The sequence below is a fragment of the Microbacterium sp. NPDC059771 genome (genome assembly GCF_042732495.1).
GTDB lineage: Bacteria > Actinomycetota > Actinomycetes > Actinomycetales > Microbacteriaceae > Microbacterium > Microbacterium sufflavum.
On the sequence record NZ_JBHWHK010000002.1, the window covers coordinates 635108 to 656513 of the forward strand.

A 21406-nucleotide genomic window follows, 5' to 3' on the forward strand; every position below is an offset into this window, starting at 1 on the left:
GCCGGGTGGAGATGGATCGGGTGCTGACCCGGCGGAGCCCCCGCGTCCGTGTCGGGACGCGGGGGCACCGTGTCAGCGGATCGGCGGGATCAGCCGACCTGGATCAGGTCGATCGCGGCCTGGACCTGCTCGCGCAGGCCGTCCGAGATCGGGGCGCTGCCGGCGTTCTCCGCGGCGGCGTCCTGGCCCTCGGCGCTCGCGATGTACGTGAAGTAGGCCTTCACGAGCTCCGCGACGTTGCTGTCCTCGTACTGCTCGCAGCCGATGAGGTAGCTGACCAGGGCGATCGGGTAGGCGCCGTCCGCGGCGGAGGCCGGGTCGACGTCGAAGACGAGGTCGCCCTCGCCGCGGCCCTCGGCGAGCGGCGAGGCCTCGACGAGCTTCGCTGCGGCCTCGGCCGAGTAGGGCACGAACTCCTCGCCGACGCCCACGGCGACCTGGCCGAGGCCGTCCGCCTGCGAGGCGTCGAGGAAGCCGATGGCGCCGTTGCCGGCGGTGATGGCCTGCTTCACGCCCGAGGTGCCCTGAGCGGCCTCGCCGCCCTGGATCGGCCACTCGTCCGAGACCTCGTAGGTCCACACGTCGGGAGCGGTCGCGCTGAGGTACTTCGCGAAGGTCTCCTGCGTGCCGGACGGGTCGGAGCGGTGCACGGGCGAGATCGCCAGGTCGGGCAGCTCGACGCCCTCGTTGAGAGCGGCGATCGCGGCGTCGTTCCAGTTGGTGATGGTGCCGGCGAAGATGCCCGCGATGGTCGCGGCGTCGAGGTTCAGGGTGTCGATGCCCTCGAGGTTGAACGCGACCGCGACGGGCGAGATGTAGAGCGGGACCTCGACGATGTCGTCGGTCGTGCAGGCGCCGAAGCCGCCGGCGGCGATCTCCTCGTCGTTGAACGCGCGGTCGGAGCCGATGAAGTTGCTGCCGCCCTCGAGGAAGTTCTCGCGGCCCGTGCCGGAGCCGGTGGGCTCGTAGTTGACGGTCACGTCGGGGTTGGCGGTCTGGAACGCGGCGACCCAGGCCTCCTGGGCTGCGGTCTGGGAGGACGCGCCGGTCGCGTCGATCGTGCCGGAGAGCGTGGACTCGCTGGGCTCGTCGGTGGAGCCGCCGGTGCCGCCTTCGTTCGCGGCACAGCCGGCGAGTGCGAGAGCGGCGACGGCGCCGATGGCGCCGATTCGTGCGATTCGGGAGATCTTCACTGTGGATCCTTCGATCGTGGAGGGTTGGGGCCCGGTGCAGGGCACACAGTGACGCTAGGGGCGACGGTTAACGAGACTCTCCCTCGCAGGTGAACGGCAGGTGAACGACCGGAGACGCTCTGGGGGCGATCCCAGGCGCCGCGCGGGCTCGAGCGCCCTCGTTCGCGGGTCGCCGACGTGTCAGACCTTCGGCGCGTGCGTCTCGATCGAGATGATCCCGGAGCCGGGATTCGTGGCGGACACGTGCACGACGGAGAACGCGCCGGTCTCCAGATCGGCGGCGCTGGTCACGTACGAGCCGCGCACGGTGCCGGTGGCGAGGGCGATCTCGGCGAGCAGGGCGGGCAGCACGGGGCCGTGGCTGCACAGCACGGCGGGCTTGCCGGAGCGGATGCGGCGTCCGACGACCGAGCGGAGGTCTGCGGTGCCGTCCTCCCACGCGTCCTGGCTGATCTTCTCCGTCTTCACCGGCTTGCGGTCCAGGGCCTTCGCCAGCGGGGCGACCGTCTGCACGCAGCGCACCGCGTCGCTCGTGATGAGCTTGCGCACGCCGAACGCGCGGAGCGGACCCACGATCGCCTTGGCCTGGCGTCGGCCGCGTTCGGTGAGCGGCCGCGCGGAGTCCGCGCCGTCCCACTCCGAGCGGGGGAGGGTCTTCGCGTGTCGGAGCGCGATCACCGGGAAGGTGCGCAGGACGCCGTCGTCGACGAGGGCCGCGAACGCGTCGAGGATCTCGTGGTCGACCGGGTAGCTGAGCGCGGCGCGGGCCTTCTTGACGCTGACCCACTCGAGCGCGGCGATCTCCCGGTTGGGCACGAACGTCGACGCCCGGATGGCCTCGTCGGTCGCCTCGGCCGCCCAGTAGTGCACGACCTTCTGCTTGCGTGAGGCGAGCAGGTAGCGGCTCACCCCCACGGGGACGCCGAGGGCGACGCGGATGCCCGTCTCCTCGTGCACCTCGCGCACGGCCGTCTCCGCGAGCATCTCACCGGGGTCGACCTTGCCCTTGGGAAGCGTGACGTCGCGGTACTTCGTGCGGTGGATCAGCAGGATGCGCAGCTTGCCGTCGACCAGGCGCCACACCACGGCACCCGCGGCGTACACGGCCTTGTCCGCCCACTTGGAGCGGGCGATGTCCTCGGGGAGCTGAAGCTGCCGCGCCGTCATCGGACCGCCCGCGCCCGCCGGCGCCGCTGGATCATGCCCATGGTCTTGTCCTGCAGGTCGACCAGCGGCCTGCCGTCCGCGTTCACGGCGTGGCGCTCCCAGACGCCGTCGGCGCCGAGGTGCCACGACGACGTGCCATCGTCCATCGCGAGGTCGAAGAACGCCGTGAGCTCCTTGAGGTGCGCGGGGTCGGTCACGCGCACGAGCGCCTCGACGCGACGGTCGAGGTTGCGGTGCATCATGTCGGCGCTGCCGATGTAGACCTGCGGGTCGCCGCCGTTCTCGAACGCGAAGATGCGCGAGTGCTCCAGGTAGCGGCCGAGGATGCTGCGGACGGTGATGTTGTCGCTGATGCCCTCGAGGTCGGTGCGCAGGCTGCAGATGCCCCGCACCCACACGTCGACCTTCACGCCTGCGGCGCTGGCGCGGTACAGGGCGTCGATGATCTCCTCGTCCACCATCGAGTTCACCTTGATGCGGATGTGTGCGGGCACGCCCGCCTCGGCGTTGCGGCGCTCGGCGTCGATCAGGCGGATGAGGCCCTTGCGCAGGTGCAGCGGTGCGACCAGGAGGCGCTTGAACTTCTTCTCGATCGCGTAGCCGCTGAGCTCGTTGAACAGCCGGGTCAGGTCCTTGCCGACCTGGGCGTCGGCGGTGAACAGGCCGAAGTCCTCGTAGATGCGGCTGGTCTTGGGGTTGTAGTTGCCCGTGCCGACGTGGGAGTAGTGCCGCAGCAGGCCGTCCTCCTCGCGGATCACGAGCGCGAGCTTGCAGTGCGTCTTGAGGCCGACCAGCCCGTAGACCACGTGCACGCCGGCCTTCTCCAGCTTGCGTGCCCACACGATGTTGTTCGCCTCGTCGAACCGTGCCTTCACCTCGACCAGGGCGAGCACCTGCTTGCCGGCCTCGGCGGCGTCGATGAGTGCCTGCACGACGGGGCTGTCGCCCGAGGTGCGGTACAGCGTCTGCTTGATCGCCAGCACGTGCGGGTCTCGCGCCGCCTGCTCCAGGAACGCCTGCACGCTGGTCGTGAACGACTCGTAGGGGTGGTGCACGAGCACGTCGGACTTGCGGATGGCCTTGAAGATGTCGGCCCGGTTGCTCGATCCCGCCGGCTGGAACGCCACCGCGGTCGTGGGCAGGTGCGGCGGGTAGCGCAGGTCGGGACGATCGATGCGTGACAGGTCGAACAGGCCCCGCAGGTCGAGCGGTCCGGGAAGGCGGTAGACCTCCAGATCGGTGATGTCGAGCTCGCGCACGAGCAGGTCCATCGTGACGTCGTCCATGTCGTCGGTGATCTCGAGGCGGATGGGCGGGCCGAACCGGCGGCGCAGCAGCTCCGCCTCCAGCGCCTGGATGAGGTTCTCGCTCTCGTCCTCCTCGATCTCCACGTCCTCGTTGCGGGTGAGGCGGAACGCGTGGTGGTCGAGCACCTCCATCCCGGGGAACAGGTCGCCGAGGTGGTTGGCGATCAGCTCTTCCAGGCGCAGGAAGCGCTTGATCTCCCCGGTGGACGGCACCTCGACGAAGCGCGGCAGCATCGGCGGCACCTTGAGACGGGCGAACTCCTGACGGCCCGTGCGGGCGTTGCGGATGCGGATCGCGAGGTTCAGCGACAGCCCGGAGATGTAGGGGAACGGGTGAGCGGGGTCGACCGCCAGCGGCATGAGCACGGGGAAGACCTGCGCGCCGAAGTAGTCGGACAGCGCGCTGCGCTCCTCGTCGGTGAGGTCGGACCACTCGGTGATCTCGATGCCGGAGTCGGCGAGAGCGGGACGCACCAGGTTGGTCCACGCGGCCGCGTGCCGCAGCTGCAGCGCGTGTGCTTCGCGCGAGATGTCGGCCAGGGCGTCGACGGGGGAGCGACCGATGTTGGTCGGCACCGCGAGGCCGGTCATGATGCGGCGCTTGAGGCCGGCGACGCGCACCATGAAGAACTCGTCGAGGTTGCTCGCGAAGATCGCCAGGAAGTTCGCGCGCTCCAGCTCGGGCAGCGTCGGATCCTCGGCGAGCTCGAGCACACGCTGGTTGAACGCGAGCCAGCTCAGCTCGCGGTCCAGGTACCGGTGGTCGGGCAGTTGCGAGTCCGGGGACTCCACGGCATCGAAGTCGTCGTCTTCGGCGTCACCGAGGCCGGCGTCGGCGAGTGCGGGATCGATCATGGGGTACATCTAAGCACCGGGAGGTGTCGGGCGTGTGAACGCCGGTCACCCCGTGCCGACGAGGCTCTCGTCGTCGTACACGTTGAAGCGGTACCCGACGTTGCGGACCGTGCCGATGATCTGCTCCTGGTCGCCGAGCTTCGCCCTGAGCCGTCGCACGTGCACGTCGACCGTGCGGGTGCCGCCGAAGTAGTCGTAGCCCCATACCTCGCTGAGCAGCTGCTCGCGCGTGAACACCCGCGACGGGTGCGTGGCCAGGAAGTGCAGGAGCTGGAACTCCTTGTAGGTGAGGTCGAGGGGCTTGCCGTGCAGCTTGGCCGAGTACGACTGCTCGTCGATCGTGACGCCGGAGGCCTGCACGCGCGCGGGCTCGGACACCTCGTCGCGGCGGGCGATGGCGAGCCGGACGCGGGCGTCGATCTCGGCGGGGCCGGCCGTCGCGAGCAGCACGTCGTCGATGCCCCAGTCGCCGGAGAGCGCGCTCATGCCGCCCTCCGTGACGACGAGGAGGAGCGGGGCCTGCTGGCCGGTGGCGCGCAGCAGCCGGCACAGCGACTTCGCTCCGACCAGGTCGTGGCGGCCGTCGACCACCGCCACGTCGTACTCCGGAGCGTTCACGAGCTGCGCCGGTTCGGCCGGGATCTGGCGGGTGCGATGGCTGAGCAGCTCCAGCGCGGGAAGCACCTGCTCCGAGAGGGGAGCGTTGGTCAGAACCAGCACCAGGGCCACGCGCACTCCTCACCGGCGGGGGGTTCGACGCCGTGCCGCCATGATAGCGGCCGTGGATGCGCAAGAATGGAGACATGTCAGAACCCGCCCTCGCTCCGCGCAACGCCTTCACCGGCGTGATCGTGGTGTGGGCGGTGGCCTTCGTCGGCACGATCCTGATCGGCATCTTCGCTGCGGAGGAGTGGCGCATCCCCTGGATGCTCGTCGGGTTCGGCGCCGTCGTCCTGATCTCCTTCGCGGTGCAGCTCTGGTACGGCCGCACGCAGGGGTTCATCTTCCGCGTGGCGAGCAGCGTCACCGGCGCCCTGCTGCTGATGGGGGTCATCTCGGTCGGGTTCGGGCTGGCGGCGCTCATCCCGTCCTGACGCCGATCCGGCGCGGTATGGTGGATCCATGGACATCATGGCGCTCGAAATCTTCTTCATCGGCCTCCTGGGCCTCGCGAGCCTGGCGATCGTCTTCGTGTCGGCCGTGGTGCTGCGCAACCTCTTCCGCGGTCAGCGCTGACGAGATCGTGATCGAGCTCCCGACCGACCTTCCCGCCGATCTCGTTCCGCTCTCGTGGCTGATCGGGGTCTGGGAGGGCACCGGCGTGATCGAGTACCCGGTCGGCGAGGAGCGTCTGCAGGGCGAGTTCACCCACCGCGTCAGCTTCAGCCATGACGGTGGCCCCTTCCTCAACTACGCCGCGACCGCCACCTTCACCGGCGAAGACCAGTCGGCGTCGATTCCCCTGACCGCCGAGTCCGGCTTCTGGCGCCTCGCGCGCCCGGCTGCTGCATCCGATGCGGGACCCGCGCTGCTGCCGCCGACCGTCGCGCCGGTCGTCCGCACGGTCGACGACGTGGAGGAGCTCCGCGGACCGAACGGCGCGTTCCCGCTCGAGGTCTCGATCGCCCGCTCCGACGGCATGCTCGAGTTCTACCTCGGCGAGATCAACGGCCCGCGCGTCGACCTGGCGTCCGACGCGATCGTGCGCGGAGCGGGGACGAAGGAGTACGGCTCGGCCTCGCGCATGTACGGCCTGGTCGACGGCCACCTGTTGTGGGCCTGGGACATTGCCGCGCTCGGCACACCGCTGCGCGCGCACGCCTCGGCCCGCCTCGCGCGGGTGTGAACGGAGAGGGGCGAGCAGGCATGGGCGGGTTCGACGAGCGGAACGGGGCCGTCCTCGGCGACGGGGGCGTGGCGCACTTCGGTGATCCCTTCCGCGAGCAGCGCTGGCTGGCGGCGGGCGAGGCGCTGGTCCCGCTGGACGACCGCGCCGTCATCGAAGTGGCGGGCCCCGAGCGTCTCGGCTGGCTCGACTCCATCACGTCGCAGGCCGTCGGGCGACTCGCGCCGGGCGAGAGCACGGAGCTGCTGGTGCTCGATCCCCAGGGGCGGGTGGAGCACGCCGCCGGTGTCGTCGACGACGGTTCCGCGACCTGGCTCATCGTCGATGCCGCCGACGCGGAGGCACTGGCGGGCTGGCTCACCCGCATGAAGTTCCGCACCCAGGCCACGGTCGAGGTGCGCGACGACGTGGCGCTGCTGGGCTTCGTCGACGGGGGCGCCGCATCCGAGCGCATCCGCGCCGTCGACGGCGTGTTCGTGTGGGCGGACCCCTGGCAGCGCGTCAGCGCGGGCGGGTATCAGTACGCCGCGACCGCCGAGCACCCCGGGGCCGAGCTGGCCTGGCGCATCGCCATCGTCACGAGCGGCAGCGTGCCCGCGCTCGCCGCGACCCTCGACGACGGCGAGGTCGCCGGACTGCTGGCCGCGGAGGCTCTGCGCATCGCCGCGTGGCGACCGCGGTGGGCGTCCGAGGTCGATGAGCGGTCGCTGCCGCACGAGTCCGACTGGCTGCGCAGTGCGGTGCACCTCGACAAGGGCTGCTACCGCGGGCAGGAGACCGTGTCGAAGGTGCACAACCTCGGTCATCCGCCTCGGCGGCTCGCCGCGCTGCACCTCGACGGCAGCGACGCAGTGCTCCCCGAGCCCGGCGCTCCGGTCTTCGCGGGCGACGACGAGGTGGGGCACATCACCTCGGTCGCGCGACACCACGAGGAGGGCCCCATCGCGCTCGCGATCCTGTCGCGCCGCGCCCCGGTCGGGGATCTGGTCGTGCGCTCCGAGGGCGTCGACATCGCGGCGTCGCAGCAGGTCATCGTCCCCGCAGACGCGGGCGCCACGGCGGAGGTGCCCCGCCTGACGCGGCTGTCGCGCCGCCCGACCGCGCCGGACCCGCGCCGCACCTCGCCGTCCGCCTGAGCGGGCGTCCCGGCGTCAGGTCGTGCGCGGGGCGACCGCGTCCCACGGCAGCGTGAGCTCGCCGAGACGCCAGCGCGTGCGGCCGCCCTGCACGGGCCACCCCTGGTCGCGCAGCGCGGACACGGCCGCGAGGAACCGCTGCGTGGCGCCGAAGGTCGACAGGGGAGCCGCGCGGTCCCACTCCCGATCGAGCTCGGTGAGAAGCGCGTGGATGCGCTCGCCGGGGACGTTGCGATGGATCAGCGCCTTGGGCAGCCGCTCCGCCACGATGCTCGGACGCTCGAGTCCCTCCAGCCGCAGCGAGATCGTGAGGCGCAGCGCCGATCCATCCCGGTCCGCGTCGACCCAGCTGGCGATGCGGCCGATCTCGTCGCACGTCCCCTCCACGAGCAGACCGCCGGGGGCGAGGCGCGCCGCCATCGTGCGCCAGGCCGCGGGGACCTCGGCCTCGTCGTACTGCCGGAGCACGTTCATGGCGCGGATCACGGCGGCGCGGCGGTCGCCCGGCAGCGGCACCTCGAAGCCCCCACGCGCGAACGACACCCGCAGATCCGGCGGGAATCCCGTCCGACCCGCCCGGACCTCGGCGAGCTGTCGCATGGCCGTGGCGACGCGCGCCGGATCGATCTCCAGGCCGAGCACCTCCGCGTCGGGACGGACCCGGCGCAGGCGCGCGGCGAGCTCGAGCGCCGTGACTCCGCTGGCGCCGTAGCCGAGGTCGACCACGAGCGGATCCTCCGCGCGACGCAACGCGGTGCTCGCGGCGATCCAGCGGTCGTTGCGGCGCAGCCGGTTGGTCCCGGTCGTGCCACGGGTCGGCTGGCCGAGCGGAGATGACGCCATGCGTCCATCCTCTCCCGTGCCCGGCGCAGTCCGATCCACGGCCGCGGATAAACTGGCCGCATGACTGCGAAGCGCACCCTGATCCTGCTCCGCCACGGCCAGAGCGAGTGGAACGAACTGAACCTCTTCACCGGCTGGGTGGACGTCCGCCTGACCGAGCAGGGCAAGGGCGAGGCCCGTCGCGGCGGTGAGCTGCTCGCCGAGTCCGGCATCCTCCCCGACGTGCTGCACACCTCGCTGCTGAGCCGAGCGATCCAGACCGCCGACATCGCGCTGGACGCGGCCGACCGGCTGTGGATCCCGGTCACGCGCTCGTGGCGACTCAACGAGCGGCACTACGGCGCGCTGCAGGGCAAGGACAAGGCGCAGACGCTGGAGGAGTTCGGTCCAGAGCAGTTCCAGCTGTGGCGCCGTTCGTTCGACGTGCCGCCGCCCCCGCTCGACGACGCGAGCGAGTTCAGCCAGGTGAACGACCCCCGGTACGCGCACATCGACGGTGAGGTGCCGCGTACGGAGTCACTCAAGCTCGTGATCGACCGTCTGCTGCCGTACTGGGAGACCGCGATCGTGCCCGACCTCGAGGCTGGCAAGACGGTGCTGGTCACCGCGCACGGGAACTCGCTGCGCGGGCTCGTGAAGCACCTCGAGGGCATCAGCGACGACGACATCGCCGCGCTCAACATCCCCACCGGCATCCCGCTGGTCTACGAGCTCGACGAGAACAACGCGCCCACGGGCCCCGGCCGCTACCTCGACCCCGAAGCCGCCGCCGCCGGTGCCGCCGCCGTGGCCGCGCAGGGCAAGAAGTAACGCGCACGCCCCGACGCGAGAGACCCCCTGCCGCCGGTCGGCGCAGGGGGTCTCTCGCGTACGAGGGGCGACGCGTCAGGCGTGTCCGAGCTCCTGCTGCTCCACGGCGAGGGCGATGTCCTCCTCCTCGACGTGCCAGTCGCCCGTCGCCAGGTACACGACCTTCTTCGCGACGGCGACCGCGTGGTCGGCGAAGCGCTCGTGGTAGCGGCTGGCCAGCGTGGCGTCGACGGTGGCGACCGCCTCGCCCTTCCAGTTGTCGCTGAGCACCTTCTCGAACACGCTGGCGTGCAGCTCGTCCACGTCGTCGTCGGCGTTGCGGATCTGGTCGGCGAACTTCAGGTCCTGGGTGCGCAGCAGCTCGGCGAGCGTGCGCGAGATCTCGACGTCGAGCTCGCCCATCCGCACGAAGGTGCCCTTGAGGCCCTTCGGGATGGCGCGCTCGGGGAAGCGCAGCCGGGCGAGCTGTGCGATGTGCTCGGACATGTCGCCCATGCGCTCCAGGGAGGCGCTCACGCGCAGCGCGGTGACGACGATGCGCAGGTCGCGCGCGACCGGCTGCTGGCGGGCGAGGATCTCGATGGCCTGCTCGTCGAGCGCGACGGCCAGCTCGTCGATCTTCGCGTCGTCGGCGATGACCTCCTCGGCCAGGGCGACGTCGCTGGTGGCGAACGCGCGCGTCGCCTTGTCGATCGAGACGGTGACGAGGTCGGCGATCTCGACGAGGCGGGACTGCAGGTCCTCGAGGGACTGGTGGAAGACTTCGCGCATGGGGGCGCAACCTTTCGTTCGGATCTCTGCTGAGTCGTCAGCGCGAGGCGGCGGGGCGTCCGCACGAGTTCGGGCCTGTGCGCAGGCCTGAAGCGATTGTCTGCTCCGAAGGTTAACGAACGGTGCCCAGCGAGTGAATAGTACGTCTCGCCTCCCCGTCACGGCGCGGAAACCCGCCGGACGGGCGGTGAACGCGCTCTACGCTGGAGTCATGACCCTGCCGCAGCTCGCGCTGTCCTCCCTTGCCATCGGGCTGGTGATCGGCGTCGGGATGTCGCTTCTGGTCGTCTGGGCCTACCGGGCGAGGGCGCGTGCGGAGGAGGAGACGTCGACGTCGATCCCGCAGGGGATCACGGATGTGCTCGGCAGCATGGACGACGCGGCCTGCGTCGTCGACGCCTCGGGACTCGTGCTCGCGACCTCGCGGGCGGCGGCGCGGTTCGGCATCGAGGTCGGTTCCACGCTGGAGAACCCGGAGCTGCGGCAGCTGGTGCGCGGCGTCCGTGCGTCGGGCGACACGGCGATGGAGTCGCTGCGCATCACTCGCGGAGGGCTCAGCCTCGATCCGCGCCTGGTGTCGGCACGGGCGAGTGCGATCGGGGCGCGCCTGGTGCTGCTGATCGTGCGGGATGTCACCGAGCAGGAGCGCCTGGACCAGATGCGTCGGGACTTCGTGGCGAACACGAGTCATGAGCTCAAGACCCCGGTGGGGGCGGTGAGCCTGCTCGCGGAGGCGATCGAGTCCGCCGCCGACGATCCCGCACAGGTGCGCGTCTTCGCGTCGCGCATCTCGGCGGAGGCCAACCGACTCGGACAGCTCACCGGCCGCATCATGAGCCTGTCCCGCCTGCAGGCGGAGGACGGCCTGACGGAGGTCGGACCCGTCTCGATCGATGAGGTCATCGCCTCGTCCATCGAGGCGCACGTCGTGCAGGCCGATTCGGCGGGGGTGGAGCTTGCCCGCGGGGGCGACCGCGGCGTGTGGGTGCGCGGCGACGCGCAGATCCTCATCGAGGCGGTGGGCAACCTGATCGCCAACGCGATCGTGTACTCCCCGCGCGGCTCGCGCGTAGGTGTGGGGGTGCGGGCCGACGACGACGTGGTCGAGATCGCCGTGTCCGATCAGGGCATCGGGATCGCGGAGGCCGACAGGGAGCGGATCTTCGAGCGCTTCTACCGTGCGGACGAGGCGCGCTCGCGCCGCACCGGCGGCACAGGGCTCGGACTGTCGATCGTGAAGCACGCCACGCAGCGCCACGGCGGCGAGGTGCGCCTGTGGTCCCGGCCGGGCCGTGGCTCCACCTTCACGATCCGTCTTCCGCAGATCGCCGCGCCGGCGAACGCCGATCGTGACAAGAAGAACAAGAAGAAGCGTGCGCGGAAAGCGGCCAGGTCGGCCGGCTCGCGCGTCCGAAACGGAGAGACCGCATGACCCGCATCCTTCTCGTCGAAGACGAGCCCGACCTCGCTGATCCCCTCGCGTATCTGCTGCGCCGCGAGGGGTACGAGGTGGAGATCGCCGAGGACGGTCCCGGTGCGATGGCGGCGTTCCGGGAGCGCGGTGCCGACATCGTGCTGCTGGACCTGATGCTGCCGGGGATGCCCGGCACCGAGGTGTGTCGTCAGATCCGGTCGACGTCGGCCATCCCGATCATCATGCTGACCGCGAAGGACTCCGAGGTCGACATCGTGGTGGGGCTCGAACTGGGCGCCGACGACTACATCACCAAGCCGTACTCGTCGCGGGAGCTGCTGGCCAGGATGCGGGCCGTTCTGCGTCGGGTCGTCCAGGCCGAGGGCGAGCTCGACGAGAGGGTGCTCGAGGGCGGACGCGTGTCGCTCGACATCGATCGCCACACGGTGTCGGTCGCGGGGGAGCAGATCAACATGCCGCTGAAGGAGTTCGAGCTCCTCGAGGTCCTGATGCGCAACTCCGGGCGCGTGCTCACGCGGGGGCAGCTGATCGACCGGGTGTGGGGGAGCGACTACTTCGGTGACACGAAGACGCTCGACGTGCACATCAAGCGGATCCGGTCCCGCATCGAGGAGAACCCGAGCGAGCCCGTGATGCTCGTGACCGTGCGCGGTCTGGGCTACCGCTTCGAGGGCTGACGACCGGGGACGCGAAGAGGCCGGCACCCGTGGGTGCCGGCCTCGTGTGTTCGTGCGGTGTCAGTCGCCCTCGGGGGCGAGGTCCGAGTAGTAGGGGAGGGTGCCGTCGAGCACGGGCACCGCGGTCGTGACGCCGGCCGAGTCGCCGGACTGGAAGTGGATGTCGACCGTGGCGCCGGGCTTCGTGTCGAGCCCGACGATGCGCAGCGGCTCCTCGTCGGAGCCGAGGCTGATGGTCTGGCCGGCGGAGACGGTGACCGTGAACGGGTCGACGCCCTCCAGGGTGATGGTGAGGGTGGCGCGGTCCTGCGTCGGGTTGACGATCGCGCCGACGAAGTTGCCGACGGAGCCGTCTTCGTTCGCGATGACCAGGGCGTTCCGCACGTCGATCGGGCCGTCCTTGTCGGAGACGTTCACGCCGTCGGAGGCCGCGTACTCGATCTTGGTCGACTGCGGCGTGATGAACGTGCACCCGGTCGCGCCGAGCAGAACGAGGGCGCTGATGGCGGCAGACGCGACAAGGCGCGATTTCACGGGTCCTCCTGAGGTCCGGCGGGATATCCGTACCCATTCTATGGGTATGTGTCAGCGGGGCGTGGACGAGGAAGCGCGAACCTTAGCGCATATCCCCTGTGGTATCCTTGAGGTTGCCGAAAGGACATGTTTTTATGCTTTTTGAGGTTGGCGAGACCGTCGTCTATCCGCACCATGGCGCTGCGACCATCATCGAGGTCAAGGAACGCGTCATCAAGGGCGAGACGAAGAAGTACCTGAAGCTCAACGTCACGCAGGGCGATCTCATCATCGAGGTCCCGGCCGAGAATGTCGACCTGGTCGGCGTTCGCGACGTGATCGGCAAGGAGGGCCTCGATCACGTGTTCGAGGTGCTGCGTGCTCCCTTCACGGAGGAGCCCACCAACTGGTCCCGTCGCTACAAGGCGAACCTGGAGAAGCTCGCCTCCGGCGATGTCATCAAGGTGAGCGAGGTCGTGCGCGACCTGTGGCGTCGCGATCAGGACCGCGGGCTTTCCGCCGGCGAGAAGCGGATGCTGGCGAAGGCTCGTCAGATCCTCATCTCGGAGCTGGCGCTGGCAGAGAAGATCGACGAGGACAAGGCGGGCACCCTGCTCGACGAGGTCCTCGCCTCCTGACTTCTTCACGACGAAAGGCGGGTGCTGCGGCACCCGCCTTTCGTCGTCTCCGCCGGTAACGTGAAGGCGTGAGCATCGTTCCCGTCCCGCACACCGCGATCATCATCGTCGCCGCCGGCTCCGGCACCCGACTGGAGGCGCGCGCCCCGAAGGCGTTCGTCGGCATCGACAACCGCACGATCCTGCGCCACGCCCTCGACGGGGTGTTCGCGGCGCAGCCCCTGCAGGTCATCGTGGTCGCGCCCGCCGGGCACGAGGGCGATGCGCAGACCGAGCTTCTCGCCGCCGCGGGCGACCGCGCCGATCTCGGCCGCGTGGTCACGGGAGGCGCCACCCGACAGGAATCCGTCGCCGCGGGGTTGGCGGCCCTCTGGGGAGACGTGACGACGGTGCTCGTCCACGATGCGGCGCGGGCGCTCACCCCACCGTCCGTCATCGATGCGGTCGCCGCGGCCGTCACGGCGCAGGCGGCCGCGCTTCCGGTGCTTCCCGTCGTCGACACCCTCAAGCGGGTGGACGGTGGCGTCGTGACCGGCACCGTCGACCGCTCCGAGCTCGCCGCGGCGCAGACGCCGCAGGGCTTCCCGCGCGACGCGCTCGAGGCGGCGTACGCGCGTGCCGCCGAGGAGGGCGCGGAGTACACGGACGACGCGGCGCTGTTCGCCGCGGCCGGTCACACGGTCCGCCTCGTCCCTGGTTCGGAGCGATCGTTCAAGATCACCACTCCCGACGACCTCGAGCGTGCCAGGGCTCTCCTCGCGACGGCGCCCCCGAGCACGGGTGCGCGGCGAGACCGCGGCGCAGGCGCTCTACCGCGCGTGGGCATCGGAACCGACGTGCACGCGTTCGGCGGCGAGGGCGACCTGTGGCTCGCCGGGCTGGAGTGGCCGGGCGAACAGCCGCTGTCGGGTCATTCCGACGGCGACGCGGTCGCGCACGCCATTGTCGACGCTCTGCTCGGCGCGGCGGGGCTGGGTGACATCGGCACCCACTTCGGCACGGCGCATCCGGAGTATGCGGGCGCGCACGCCGACGTGTTCCTGTCGGCGACGCGGCGGCTGCTCGCCGAAGCCGGCTTCTCGATCGGGAACGTCTCCGTGCAGTTCCAGGGCAACCGTCCGCGATTCAGCGCCCGCCGTGTCGAGGCGGAGCGCGCGCTGTCCGCGGCGCTCGGGGGCGCTCCCGTGTCGGTCACTGCGACGACGACCGACGCCCTGGGCTTCTCCGGCCGCGGAGAAGGCATCGCGGTCACGGCCGTCGCACTCGTGGTGCCGGTGGACGGCCCGCACCGCTGAGCCGAGCGCATCCGCGACACGATCAGGAGCGCCGCGCGCCCGCCGAGTAGGCTTGACCGGTGACCCTCCGCCTCTACGACACCCGCGCACAGCTGCTGCGCGACTTCGTGCCTCTCGACTCCGAGAACATCACGATGTACGTGTGCGGACCGACGGTACAGTCCGGACCCCACATCGGTCACGTCAGGGCCGCGCTGAGCTTCGACCTGCTGCGCCGGTGGCTCGAGCACCGCTACGGTCGCGTCACGTTCGTGCGCAACGTCACCGACATCGACGACAAGGTGCTGCAGAACGCCACACCGGAGGAGCCGTGGTGGGCGCTGGCGTATCGGATGGAGCAGGAGTTCACCGCGGCGTATGCGGGCATCGGCATCCTGCCGCCCACCTACGAGCCCCGTGCCACCGCCTCGGTGCCGCAGATGCAGGAGCTGATCACGCGCCTCATCGACCGCGGCCACGCCTATCCCGCGCCCGACGGCTCCGGCGACGTCTACTTCGACGTGCGGTCGTGGGCGCAGTACGGCGCGCTCACGCATCAGTCGGTCGACGCGATGGAGGCGGCGGAGGATGCGGACCCCCGGGGCAAGCGCAATCCGCAGGACTTCGCGCTCTGGAAGGCGTCGAAGCCGGATGAGCCGGCCGATGCCACGTGGCGTTCGCCGTGGGGTCTCGGGCGACCGGGATGGCACATCGAGTGCTCGGCGATGTCGAAGCGCTACCTCGGCGACGAGTTCGACATCCACGGCGGCGGGCTCGACCTCCGCTTCCCCCACCATGAGAACGAGCTCGCGCAGTCGACGGCGGCGGGGGACGGCTTCGCGCGGTACTGGGTGCACAACGGCCTGGTGACGGTGGACGGGCAGAAGATGTCGAAGTCGCTCGGCAACTTCACGCTCGCCCGTGACGTGCTCGACGCGCACGACCCGCTGGTGGTGCGCTATGCGCTCGCCGCCGCGCACTACCGCTCGAGCCTCGACCTGTCGGAGTCCTCGTGGGCGGAGGCGGAGGCGGCCCTCGGTCGTATCCGTACCTTCCTGGAGCGGGCGGCGCGTGTCGCGGAGGTGGACGCCGCCGAGAGTCGCGAAGACCTGCCGTCGGCCTTCGCCGCTGCGATGGACGACGATCTCGGCGTTCCCCAGGCGCTCGCGGTCGTGCACGAGACCGTGCGGGCGGGAAACTCCGCGCTCGACGCGGGAGACCGCGACGCAGCCGCGCAGGCGGCGCGCGCGGTGTCGGCGATGACGTCGGTGCTCGGTCTCCGACCGAGCGACGCCACGGCCGCGGGCGACGCCCGGGCGGCCGCACTGGACGCGCTGGTGCAGGAGATGATCACGCAGCGTGCGCAGGCGCGGGCGGACAAGGATTGGGCGGCGGCGGATCGCATCCGTGATGCGATCGCTGCCGCAGGAATCACGCTGGAGGACACTCCGGCCGGAACTCATTGGAGCATCGATGACTAAGCCAGGGCGCCCCGGCGCGAGCAAGGGCAAGAAGAAGGGCCCCACGAAGGGCACCGGTGGTCTCGGGCGCAAGGCGCTCGAGGGCCGCGGTCCCACCCCGAAGGCGGAGGACCGCGCATGGCACCCGGCCGGGAAGCGCAAGGCCGCGGCCGAGCGCTACGCCGCGGCGGGCGGTAAGGGCAAGCCCGGCGGGCGCCCGTCGGGTGGCAGCCCCAACCGCACGGCCCGTGCCAAGGACAACACCACCGACACCGAGACGGTGACCGGCCGCAACTCGGTGCTGGAGGCGCTGCGGGCCAAGATCCCGGCGTCGGCGATGTACATCGCGCAGCGTGTCGAGATGGACGATCGCGTCAAGGAGATGCTGTCGATCGCGACTCACCGCGACATCCCGGTGCTGGAGGTCACGCGCCAGGAGCTCGACCGCATGGCGGGTTTCGACGGCGTGCACCAGGGCGTCGCGCTGAAGGTGCCGCCGTACGAGTACGCGCACCCGCAGGATCTGCTCGAGCAGGTCATCGACCGCGGGGAGACGCCGCTGTTCGTGGCGCTCGACGGCGTGACCGACCCGCGCAACCTCGGCGCGATCATCCGCTCGACGGCGGCGTTCGGCGGCCACGGCATCATCCTGCCGCAGCGCCGTTCCGCCGGTGTCAACTCGGCGGCGTGGAAGACCAGTGCCGGTGCCGCCGCGCGCATCCCCGTCGCCCTCGCGACGAACCTCACCACGCAGCTCAAGGAGTTCAAGAAGCAGGGCGTGTTCGTGCTGGGGCTCGACGGCGATGGTGACGTGTCGCTGCCCGAGCTGCAGCTCGCGGATCGACCGGTCGTGATCGTCGTCGGCTCCGAGGGCAAGGGCCTGTCGCGTCTGGTGACCGAGACCTGCGACCAGATCGTCTCCATCCCCATCTCGGCGGCGACGGAGTCGCTGAACGCCGGGATCGCCGCGTCGGTCGCCCTGTACCAGGTGGCGACCGTCCGCGCGGCGGACTGACCGCACGAGAAAGGCAGAGCATGGCGCGCATCATCGTCCTCGGAGGAACCGGTTATGCCGGACGGCACATCGTGTCGGAGGCGGTGAGCCGCGATCATGCGGTCGTCGCGATCTCCCGCACGACGCCGTCCGACCCGGTCGCCGGCGCCGCGTACGTGCAGGGATCCGCCCTCGACGCGGCGTCGCTGCGGGAGGCTTTCGCGGGTGCGGATGCCGTGGTGTCCGCGCTGTCGCCCCGCGGTGACATGGAGGATCGGGTGCTCGAGGCCCTCACGAACGTCATCGACCTCCTGGACGGCACCGAAACACGGCTCGGTGTGGTCGGCGGTGCCGGCGGCAGCCTGGTCGCTCCGGAGGGGCCGAGGCTCTTCGACCTCGACTTCCCGGAGGAGTACAAGCACGAGGCGCAGGTGGGCATCGACTCGCTCGCGCTGCTCGAGGAGACCGATCCCGCGCTGGACTGGTTCTTCGTGCACCCCGCCGAGGTCTTCGGCCCCTGGGCCGAGGGGGAGCGGACGGGTCGCTACCGCGACGGCGGCGACGTGCTGGTGCGCGACGAGGAGGGGAAGTCGTACATCTCCGGCGCGGACTTCGCCGTGGCCGTCGTGGACGAGATCGAGCAGGGCAACCACCACCGCGAGCGGTTCACGGTCGGCTACTGAGGGCGGCGTTCAGACGAGGTCGCGCCAGTCGACCTCGTCCTCGTCATCGGCGAGCGAGAGCGTGCCGGTGATCACCGGGAGGCTCATGGTCTCGGTCGGCGGTCCCATGATGGTCGCTTCGTCGCGGCGGTGGCGCAGCACATCGTTGATGTAGCTGGTCAGGACTTCCGCGAGGGGGATCGAGCGGCCCTGCGCCTGCGACAGGTACCAGCGGTGCTCCAACACCTGGTGGAACACCTCGGCGGGCTCCAGCTTGGCGCGCAGGTCGTAGGGGATGGCGCGGACGACGGGCTCGAACACGCGCGTGAGCCACTCATGCGCGTACATCTCCTCGTCCGCCCACTGCTTGGTCGAGCGGGCACGGAACTCGTCGAGGTCGTTGAGCAGGCGTCTCGCCTGGTTCTCCTCCACGTCGAGTCCCGTCAGCCGGATGAGGCGGCGCTGGTGGTGGCCGGCATCCACCACCTTCGGCTGGATCTCGACCACCGTCCCGTCGGCGGTCGTCGACATGGACATCTCGTCGATGTCGAAGCCGAGCGCGTTGAGGCGTTCGACGCGCTCGGTGATGCGCCATGTCTCGGCCGCGGAGAACGACTCCTGCGCCGTGAGCTCCGCCCAGAGCGAGCGGTAGGAGGACACGATGCCGTCGGCGATCGCGACCGCATCCACGCCGTGCTCGAGCCGACCGCCCGCCGCGAGGTCCATGATCTCGCCCGCGATGTTCGTCCTGGCGAGGTCGAGGTCGTACGCGCGCTGACCGTCCGTCAGGCCCTCCTCGTGCAGCTCGCCGGTCTCCGCATCCACGAGGTAGGCCGCGAACGCGCCGGCGTCGCGGCGGAAGAGGGTGTTCGACAGCGACACGTCGCCCCAGTAGAAGCCGACGTTGTGGAGGCGCACCAGGAGCAGGGCGAGCGCGTCGACGAGTCGCGTGGCCGTGTCGGGTCGGAGCACGCGTGTGAACAGCGCGCGATACGGCATGGAGAAGCGGAGGTGCGAGGTGACGAGCGCCGCGGGGAGGGGCTCGCCGGCGGCATCGGTGCGCCCGGCGATCACGGCGACCCTGGCGACGCAGGGGACGTCGAGGCGGGCGAGGTTGCCGAGCATGTCGTACTCGCGCTGCGCCATCGCGGCGGTGGTCTCCTTGACGGCGACGACCCGACCGGAGAGGTCCGCGAAGCGCACGAGATGCCGGGACAGCCCCTTCGGCAGCGACACGATGTGCTCGGACGGCCACTTGGCGAGGCTGGTCGACCAGGGCAGCGCGAGGAGCCCCGGGTCGACGGTGCTGGCGGTGATGCGCAGCGACTCCTGCATGGATGCTCCTGAGGGGAAACGAGCGCGGCGCGGGCGACCGAAGTCAGCCCGCGCCGCGGATGGTGTGTCCGATCAGGCGGAGACGACCGGCTTGTCGTTCAGGCGGTCGCCCGTCTCCTGGTCGAAGGCGTGCACGTGACCGGCGTTGGCCGCGAGGGTCACGGTCTCACCGGCGTTCGGGTGGTTGCGGCCGTCCACGCGGGCCACGAGGTCGGCGCGCTTGCCGTTGATCTCGGTGTGGCCGTAGAGGTAGCCGTCGGCGCCGAGCTCCTCGACGAGGTCGACGACGACCGACAGGCCCTTGCCGTCGGCCGGACCCACGGTGATGTCCTCGGGGCGGACGCCGACCGTGACCTGCGAGCCGTTGGCGCGGCCGACCGTGTCGCGGTCGAGCGGGACGACCTCGGTGCCGAAGCGCACGCCGCCGTCGGCGAGGTCCGCCGCGAACAGGTTCATGGCGGGGGAGCCGATGAAGCCGGCGACGAAGACATTGTTCGGCTTCTCATACAGGTCGCGCGGCGAGCCGACCTGCTGCAGCAGACCGTCCTTCAGCACGGCGATCCGGTCGCCCATCGTGAGCGCCTCGGTCTGGTCATGCGTGACGTAGACCGTGGTGACGCCGAGACGGCGCTGCAGCGACGCGATCTGCGTACGGGTCTGCACGCGGAGCTTGGCGTCGAGGTTCGACAGCGGCTCGTCCATGAGGAACACCTGCGGCTGACGGACGATGGCGCGGCCCATCGCGACGCGCTGACGCTGACCACCCGACAGGGCCTTCGGCTTGCGGGTCAGGTACTGCTCGAGGTCGAGGAGCTTGGCGGCCTCCAGGACACGGGCGGCGCGCTCCTCCTTGCCGACGCCGGCGATCTTGAGCGCGAAGCCCATGTTCTCGGCGACCGTCATGTGGGGGTACAGGGCGTAGTTCTGGAAGACCATCGCGATGTCGCGGTCCTTCGGCGGCACGTCGGTGACGTCGCGGTCACCGATCAGGATGCGGCCGGAGTTGACCTCTTCGAGGCCGGCGAGCATGCGGAGCGAGGTGGACTTACCACAACCGGAAGGGCCGACGAGGACGAGGAATTCACCGTCGCCCACCTCGAGGTTGAGCTTGTCGACGGCCGGACGGGTTCCGCCGGGGTAGAGGCGGGTGGCCTCGTCGAAAGTCACAGATGCCATCGTGTTTCTCCTTCACCGGCAGGTACGTGCCGGACGATCCGTAGTGAATGAAGCGGCGGAGTGACCCGCCGTGACCCGCCATCGGGTCGGGTTCAGTATGGCACGATCGGCCGTACCTGGGTATTTCTCAGCCTCACTGGCTAGCATCGAATCCGGCCGCGTTCTGCGGCGATCGTCGCCGGGCGACGGTCGGGGCCAACCCGGACCCCCCGAGACTCAAGAGGAACGATGTCGAGCGACGAAACGCCGAACGTCCCCGCACCTCGCAATTCCCGCGAGGTCGTGCGGGAGAAGGCCCAGAAGGTGCACGCCCAGCAGTCGAGGGCCCGCCTGATGAGACGGATCATCATCGGCGCGGTCGCGGTGATCGCCGTCGGGGCCATCGGCACCGCGGTGACCATGGCCGTGACGTCGCAGGTATCCAAGCCTCAGCTCAGCCCGAGCGGCATGGAGTCGGACGGCGTCGTGGTGACCGACATCTCGTCGATGGCCACCTCCGCCGAAGCCCCCGCCACGCCGACGCCCACGCCGTCCGAGGCCGGTGCCTCCGCTTCTCCCACGCCGGATCCGACCGCGTCTCAGGCTGTGGACGTGCACGTCTACGTCGACTATCTGTCGCCCGATGCGGGGAAGTTCGAGCGCGCGAACGCGCGACTGCTTGCGCAGTGGATCGAGGACGGCGCGGCGACAGTGAGCTATCACCCCGTCGCGCTGCTGACGGCCAGCTCCAACGGCACGAAGTACTCGCTGCGCTCGGCCGCAGCTGCGGCGTGCGTCGCGACGCACTCGCCCGACCAGTTCTACGCGTTCAATCACGACCTGCTCGACGATCAGCCCGAGGTCGGCAGCGACGGTCTCTCCGATCAGGAGCTGGCGAACCTCGCTGGAGCGGTCGGCGTCGACAACGGGAAGGTCGTCCGCAAGTGCATCGAGGAGGGCGACTTCGTGAACTGGGCGAAGGAAGCGACCACGCGGGCGCTCAAGGGTCCGCTCGCCGGTTCCGACGACCTGGTCCTCACCGCCGCGCCGATGATCGTCGTGAACGGCGAGGCCTATGTGGGGGCGCTCGACGACCCGCAGGAGCTGTCCACGTTCGTGATGTCGGTGGCGAGCGAGGCGTACTACGAGTCCACCTCGACCCCCACTCCGACGCCGTCGGCCACGTCGACGCCCGCGCCGTAATCGAGCGGCGCCTCCGCCATCGCTAAGCTGATGGCACCCGCCGACTTGGCGCAATTGGTAGCGCACCGTACTTGTAATACGGGGGTTACGGGTTCGAGTCCCGTAGTCGGCTCCGGACGGCAACGCCCGCCA

At 70.4% G+C, this 21406-nt stretch carries 21 protein-coding genes and 1 tRNA gene; 13 read left to right on the forward strand and 9 right to left on the reverse strand.

The features are described from left to right. Nucleotides 1-89: 89 nt before the first annotated feature. The 4 genes from ACFV3I_RS16965 to ACFV3I_RS16980 form a co-directional block, all read right to left on the reverse strand. Nucleotides 90-1193, reverse strand: a complete 1104-nt coding sequence (locus ACFV3I_RS16965; protein ID WP_136031472.1) for a phosphate ABC transporter substrate-binding protein PstS — start codon at nucleotides 1191-1193, stop codon at nucleotides 90-92. A 180-nt stretch (nucleotides 1194-1373) separates the two neighbouring features. Next, nucleotides 1374-2360 carry an NUDIX domain-containing protein gene (locus tag ACFV3I_RS16970; protein WP_378823732.1) on the reverse strand — a complete coding sequence of 329 codons (987 nt, stop codon included), beginning with the start codon at nucleotides 2358-2360 and terminating at the stop codon, nucleotides 1374-1376. After that, nucleotides 2357-4522: an RNA degradosome polyphosphate kinase gene (locus tag ACFV3I_RS16975; protein ID WP_136031477.1), complete on the reverse strand. Its 2166-nt coding sequence runs from the start codon at nucleotides 4520-4522 to the stop codon at nucleotides 2357-2359. Before ACFV3I_RS16975 ends, ACFV3I_RS16970 begins: the two co-directional genes overlap by 4 nt. A 45-nt stretch (nucleotides 4523-4567) precedes the next feature. Continuing rightward, nucleotides 4568-5251, reverse strand: coding sequence for a response regulator transcription factor (locus tag ACFV3I_RS16980; RefSeq protein ID WP_136031479.1), 684 nt, complete (start codon nucleotides 5249-5251; stop codon nucleotides 4568-4570). A gap of 74 nt (nucleotides 5252-5325) precedes the next feature. Between ACFV3I_RS16980 and ACFV3I_RS16985 the strand changes: the two genes are divergently transcribed. The 3 genes from ACFV3I_RS16985 to ACFV3I_RS16995 all read left to right on the forward strand — a co-directional run bounded on the left by ACFV3I_RS16985 (nucleotide 5326) and on the right by ACFV3I_RS16995 (nucleotide 7504). Further along, on the forward strand, nucleotides 5326-5616 hold the full coding sequence (locus ACFV3I_RS16985) for a hypothetical protein (protein ID WP_168387152.1): 291 nt from the start codon (nucleotides 5326-5328) through the stop codon (nucleotides 5614-5616). Between the two features lie 149 nt (nucleotides 5617-5765). Then, complete coding sequence (locus ACFV3I_RS16990) at nucleotides 5766-6368, forward strand: FABP family protein (RefSeq protein WP_136031483.1); 603 nt, start codon at nucleotides 5766-5768, stop codon at nucleotides 6366-6368. Between the two features lie 20 nt (nucleotides 6369-6388). After that, entirely contained in the window at nucleotides 6389-7504 is a 1116-nt protein-coding gene (locus ACFV3I_RS16995; RefSeq protein WP_378823734.1) for a YgfZ/GcvT domain-containing protein, read from the forward strand. Between the two features lie 15 nt (nucleotides 7505-7519). Here ACFV3I_RS16995 and ACFV3I_RS17000 read toward each other — a convergent pair whose 3' ends face one another. Beyond that, a complete protein-coding gene (locus tag ACFV3I_RS17000; RefSeq protein WP_378802656.1) occupies nucleotides 7520-8347 on the reverse strand; it encodes a class I SAM-dependent methyltransferase in 828 nt (275 codons plus the stop codon). 60 nt (nucleotides 8348-8407) lie between these two features. Here ACFV3I_RS17000 and ACFV3I_RS17005 point away from each other — a divergent pair, with 60 nt between their 5' ends. Continuing rightward, nucleotides 8408-9157 carry a phosphoglyceromutase gene (locus ACFV3I_RS17005; protein ID WP_136031487.1) on the forward strand — a complete coding sequence of 250 codons (750 nt, stop codon included), beginning with the start codon at nucleotides 8408-8410 and terminating at the stop codon, nucleotides 9155-9157. A gap of 75 nt (nucleotides 9158-9232) precedes the next feature. Here ACFV3I_RS17005 and phoU read toward each other — a convergent pair whose 3' ends face one another. Beyond that, entirely contained in the window at nucleotides 9233-9928 is a 696-nt protein-coding gene (gene phoU, locus ACFV3I_RS17010; protein WP_136031489.1) for a phosphate signaling complex protein PhoU, read from the reverse strand. Between the two features lie 211 nt (nucleotides 9929-10139). Between phoU and ACFV3I_RS17015 the strand changes: the two genes are divergently transcribed. Both ACFV3I_RS17015 and ACFV3I_RS17020 read left to right on the forward strand, forming a co-directional pair. Then, a complete protein-coding gene (locus ACFV3I_RS17015; RefSeq protein ID WP_136031490.1) occupies nucleotides 10140-11360 on the forward strand; it encodes a cell wall metabolism sensor histidine kinase WalK in 1221 nt (406 codons plus the stop codon). Continuing rightward, nucleotides 11357-12040: a response regulator transcription factor gene (locus tag ACFV3I_RS17020; protein WP_136031492.1), complete on the forward strand. Its 684-nt coding sequence runs from the start codon at nucleotides 11357-11359 to the stop codon at nucleotides 12038-12040. The genes ACFV3I_RS17015 and ACFV3I_RS17020 overlap by 4 nt, the downstream gene beginning before the upstream one ends. Before the next feature lie 60 nt (nucleotides 12041-12100). On the opposite strand, the gene ACFV3I_RS17025 is transcribed toward ACFV3I_RS17020, so the two are convergent. Next, on the reverse strand, nucleotides 12101-12574 hold the full coding sequence (locus ACFV3I_RS17025) for a DNA modification methylase (protein ID WP_136031494.1): 474 nt from the start codon (nucleotides 12572-12574) through the stop codon (nucleotides 12101-12103). A gap of 134 nt (nucleotides 12575-12708) precedes the next feature. Here ACFV3I_RS17025 and ACFV3I_RS17030 point away from each other — a divergent pair, with 134 nt between their 5' ends. The 5 genes from ACFV3I_RS17030 (at nucleotide 12709) to ACFV3I_RS17050 (ending at nucleotide 17602) form a co-directional block, all read left to right on the forward strand. Then, complete coding sequence (locus ACFV3I_RS17030; RefSeq protein ID WP_136031496.1) at nucleotides 12709-13191, forward strand: CarD family transcriptional regulator; 483 nt, start codon at nucleotides 12709-12711, stop codon at nucleotides 13189-13191. 68 nt (nucleotides 13192-13259) lie between these two features. After that, a complete protein-coding gene (ispD, locus tag ACFV3I_RS17035; protein WP_136045552.1) occupies nucleotides 13260-14486 on the forward strand; it encodes a 2-C-methyl-D-erythritol 4-phosphate cytidylyltransferase in 1227 nt (408 codons plus the stop codon). 59 nt (nucleotides 14487-14545) lie between these two features. After that, on the forward strand, nucleotides 14546-15946 hold the full coding sequence (gene cysS, locus ACFV3I_RS17040; protein WP_136031500.1) for a cysteine--tRNA ligase: 1401 nt from the start codon (nucleotides 14546-14548) through the stop codon (nucleotides 15944-15946). Next, nucleotides 15939-16940 carry a 23S rRNA (guanosine(2251)-2'-O)-methyltransferase RlmB gene (gene rlmB / locus ACFV3I_RS17045; protein ID WP_247982018.1) on the forward strand — a complete coding sequence of 334 codons (1002 nt, stop codon included), beginning with the start codon at nucleotides 15939-15941 and terminating at the stop codon, nucleotides 16938-16940. The genes cysS and rlmB overlap by 8 nt, the downstream gene beginning before the upstream one ends. A gap of 20 nt (nucleotides 16941-16960) precedes the next feature. Beyond that, the gene (locus tag ACFV3I_RS17050; protein WP_378823737.1) at nucleotides 16961-17602 is read left to right on the forward strand and encodes an NAD(P)-dependent oxidoreductase; all 642 of its coding nucleotides are present in this window, start codon (nucleotides 16961-16963) and stop codon (nucleotides 17600-17602) included. A 9-nt stretch (nucleotides 17603-17611) separates the two neighbouring features. Here ACFV3I_RS17050 and ACFV3I_RS17055 read toward each other — a convergent pair whose 3' ends face one another. Further along, the gene (locus tag ACFV3I_RS17055; RefSeq protein ID WP_136031506.1) at nucleotides 17612-18916 is read right to left on the reverse strand and encodes a DUF4032 domain-containing protein; all 1305 of its coding nucleotides are present in this window, start codon (nucleotides 18914-18916) and stop codon (nucleotides 17612-17614) included. A 72-nt stretch (nucleotides 18917-18988) separates the two neighbouring features. Then, nucleotides 18989-20092, reverse strand: a complete 1104-nt coding sequence (locus tag ACFV3I_RS17060) for an ABC transporter ATP-binding protein (protein WP_136031508.1) — start codon at nucleotides 20090-20092, stop codon at nucleotides 18989-18991. A gap of 228 nt (nucleotides 20093-20320) precedes the next feature. Between ACFV3I_RS17060 and ACFV3I_RS17065 the strand changes: the two genes are divergently transcribed. Together ACFV3I_RS17065 and ACFV3I_RS17070 are read left to right on the forward strand one after the other, a co-directional pair. Further along, on the forward strand, nucleotides 20321-21274 hold the full coding sequence (locus ACFV3I_RS17065) for a thioredoxin domain-containing protein (RefSeq protein WP_136031511.1): 954 nt from the start codon (nucleotides 20321-20323) through the stop codon (nucleotides 21272-21274). Between the two features lie 39 nt (nucleotides 21275-21313). After that, nucleotides 21314-21386, forward strand: a tRNA-Thr gene (locus ACFV3I_RS17070). The last annotated feature ends 20 nt before the right edge of the window (nucleotides 21387-21406 follow it).

What these genes read in the sequence shown, in the direction of transcription:
- ACFV3I_RS16970 (WP_378823732.1), bottom strand. Translation starts at nt 2,360, where the DNA reads ATGACGGCGCGGCAGCTTCAGCTCCCCGAGGACATCGCCCGCTCCAAG.
- ACFV3I_RS16975 (WP_136031477.1), bottom strand. Translation starts at nt 4,522, where the DNA reads ATGATCGATCCCGCACTCGCCGACGCCGGCCTCGGTGACGCCGAAGAC.
- ACFV3I_RS16985 (WP_168387152.1), top strand. Translation starts at nt 5,326, where the DNA reads ATGTCAGAACCCGCCCTCGCTCCGCGCAACGCCTTCACCGGCGTGATC.
- ACFV3I_RS16995 (WP_378823734.1), top strand. Translation starts at nt 6,389, where the DNA reads ATGGGCGGGTTCGACGAGCGGAACGGGGCCGTCCTCGGCGACGGGGGC.
- ACFV3I_RS17000 (WP_378802656.1), bottom strand. Translation starts at nt 8,347, where the DNA reads ATGGCGTCATCTCCGCTCGGCCAGCCGACCCGTGGCACGACCGGGACC.
- ACFV3I_RS17005 (WP_136031487.1), top strand. Translation starts at nt 8,408, where the DNA reads ATGACTGCGAAGCGCACCCTGATCCTGCTCCGCCACGGCCAGAGCGAG.
- phoU (WP_136031489.1), bottom strand. Translation starts at nt 9,928, where the DNA reads ATGCGCGAAGTCTTCCACCAGTCCCTCGAGGACCTGCAGTCCCGCCTC.
- ACFV3I_RS17015 (WP_136031490.1), top strand. Translation starts at nt 10,140, where the DNA reads ATGACCCTGCCGCAGCTCGCGCTGTCCTCCCTTGCCATCGGGCTGGTG.
- ACFV3I_RS17020 (WP_136031492.1), top strand. Translation starts at nt 11,357, where the DNA reads ATGACCCGCATCCTTCTCGTCGAAGACGAGCCCGACCTCGCTGATCCC.
- ACFV3I_RS17030 (WP_136031496.1), top strand. Translation starts at nt 12,709, where the DNA reads ATGCTTTTTGAGGTTGGCGAGACCGTCGTCTATCCGCACCATGGCGCT.
- rlmB (WP_247982018.1), top strand. Translation starts at nt 15,939, where the DNA reads ATGACTAAGCCAGGGCGCCCCGGCGCGAGCAAGGGCAAGAAGAAGGGC.
- ACFV3I_RS17050 (WP_378823737.1), top strand. Translation starts at nt 16,961, where the DNA reads ATGGCGCGCATCATCGTCCTCGGAGGAACCGGTTATGCCGGACGGCAC.
- ACFV3I_RS17055 (WP_136031506.1), bottom strand. Translation starts at nt 18,916, where the DNA reads ATGCAGGAGTCGCTGCGCATCACCGCCAGCACCGTCGACCCGGGGCTC.
- ACFV3I_RS17060 (WP_136031508.1), bottom strand. Translation starts at nt 20,092, where the DNA reads ATGGCATCTGTGACTTTCGACGAGGCCACCCGCCTCTACCCCGGCGGA.
- ACFV3I_RS17065 (WP_136031511.1), top strand. Translation starts at nt 20,321, where the DNA reads ATGTCGAGCGACGAAACGCCGAACGTCCCCGCACCTCGCAATTCCCGC.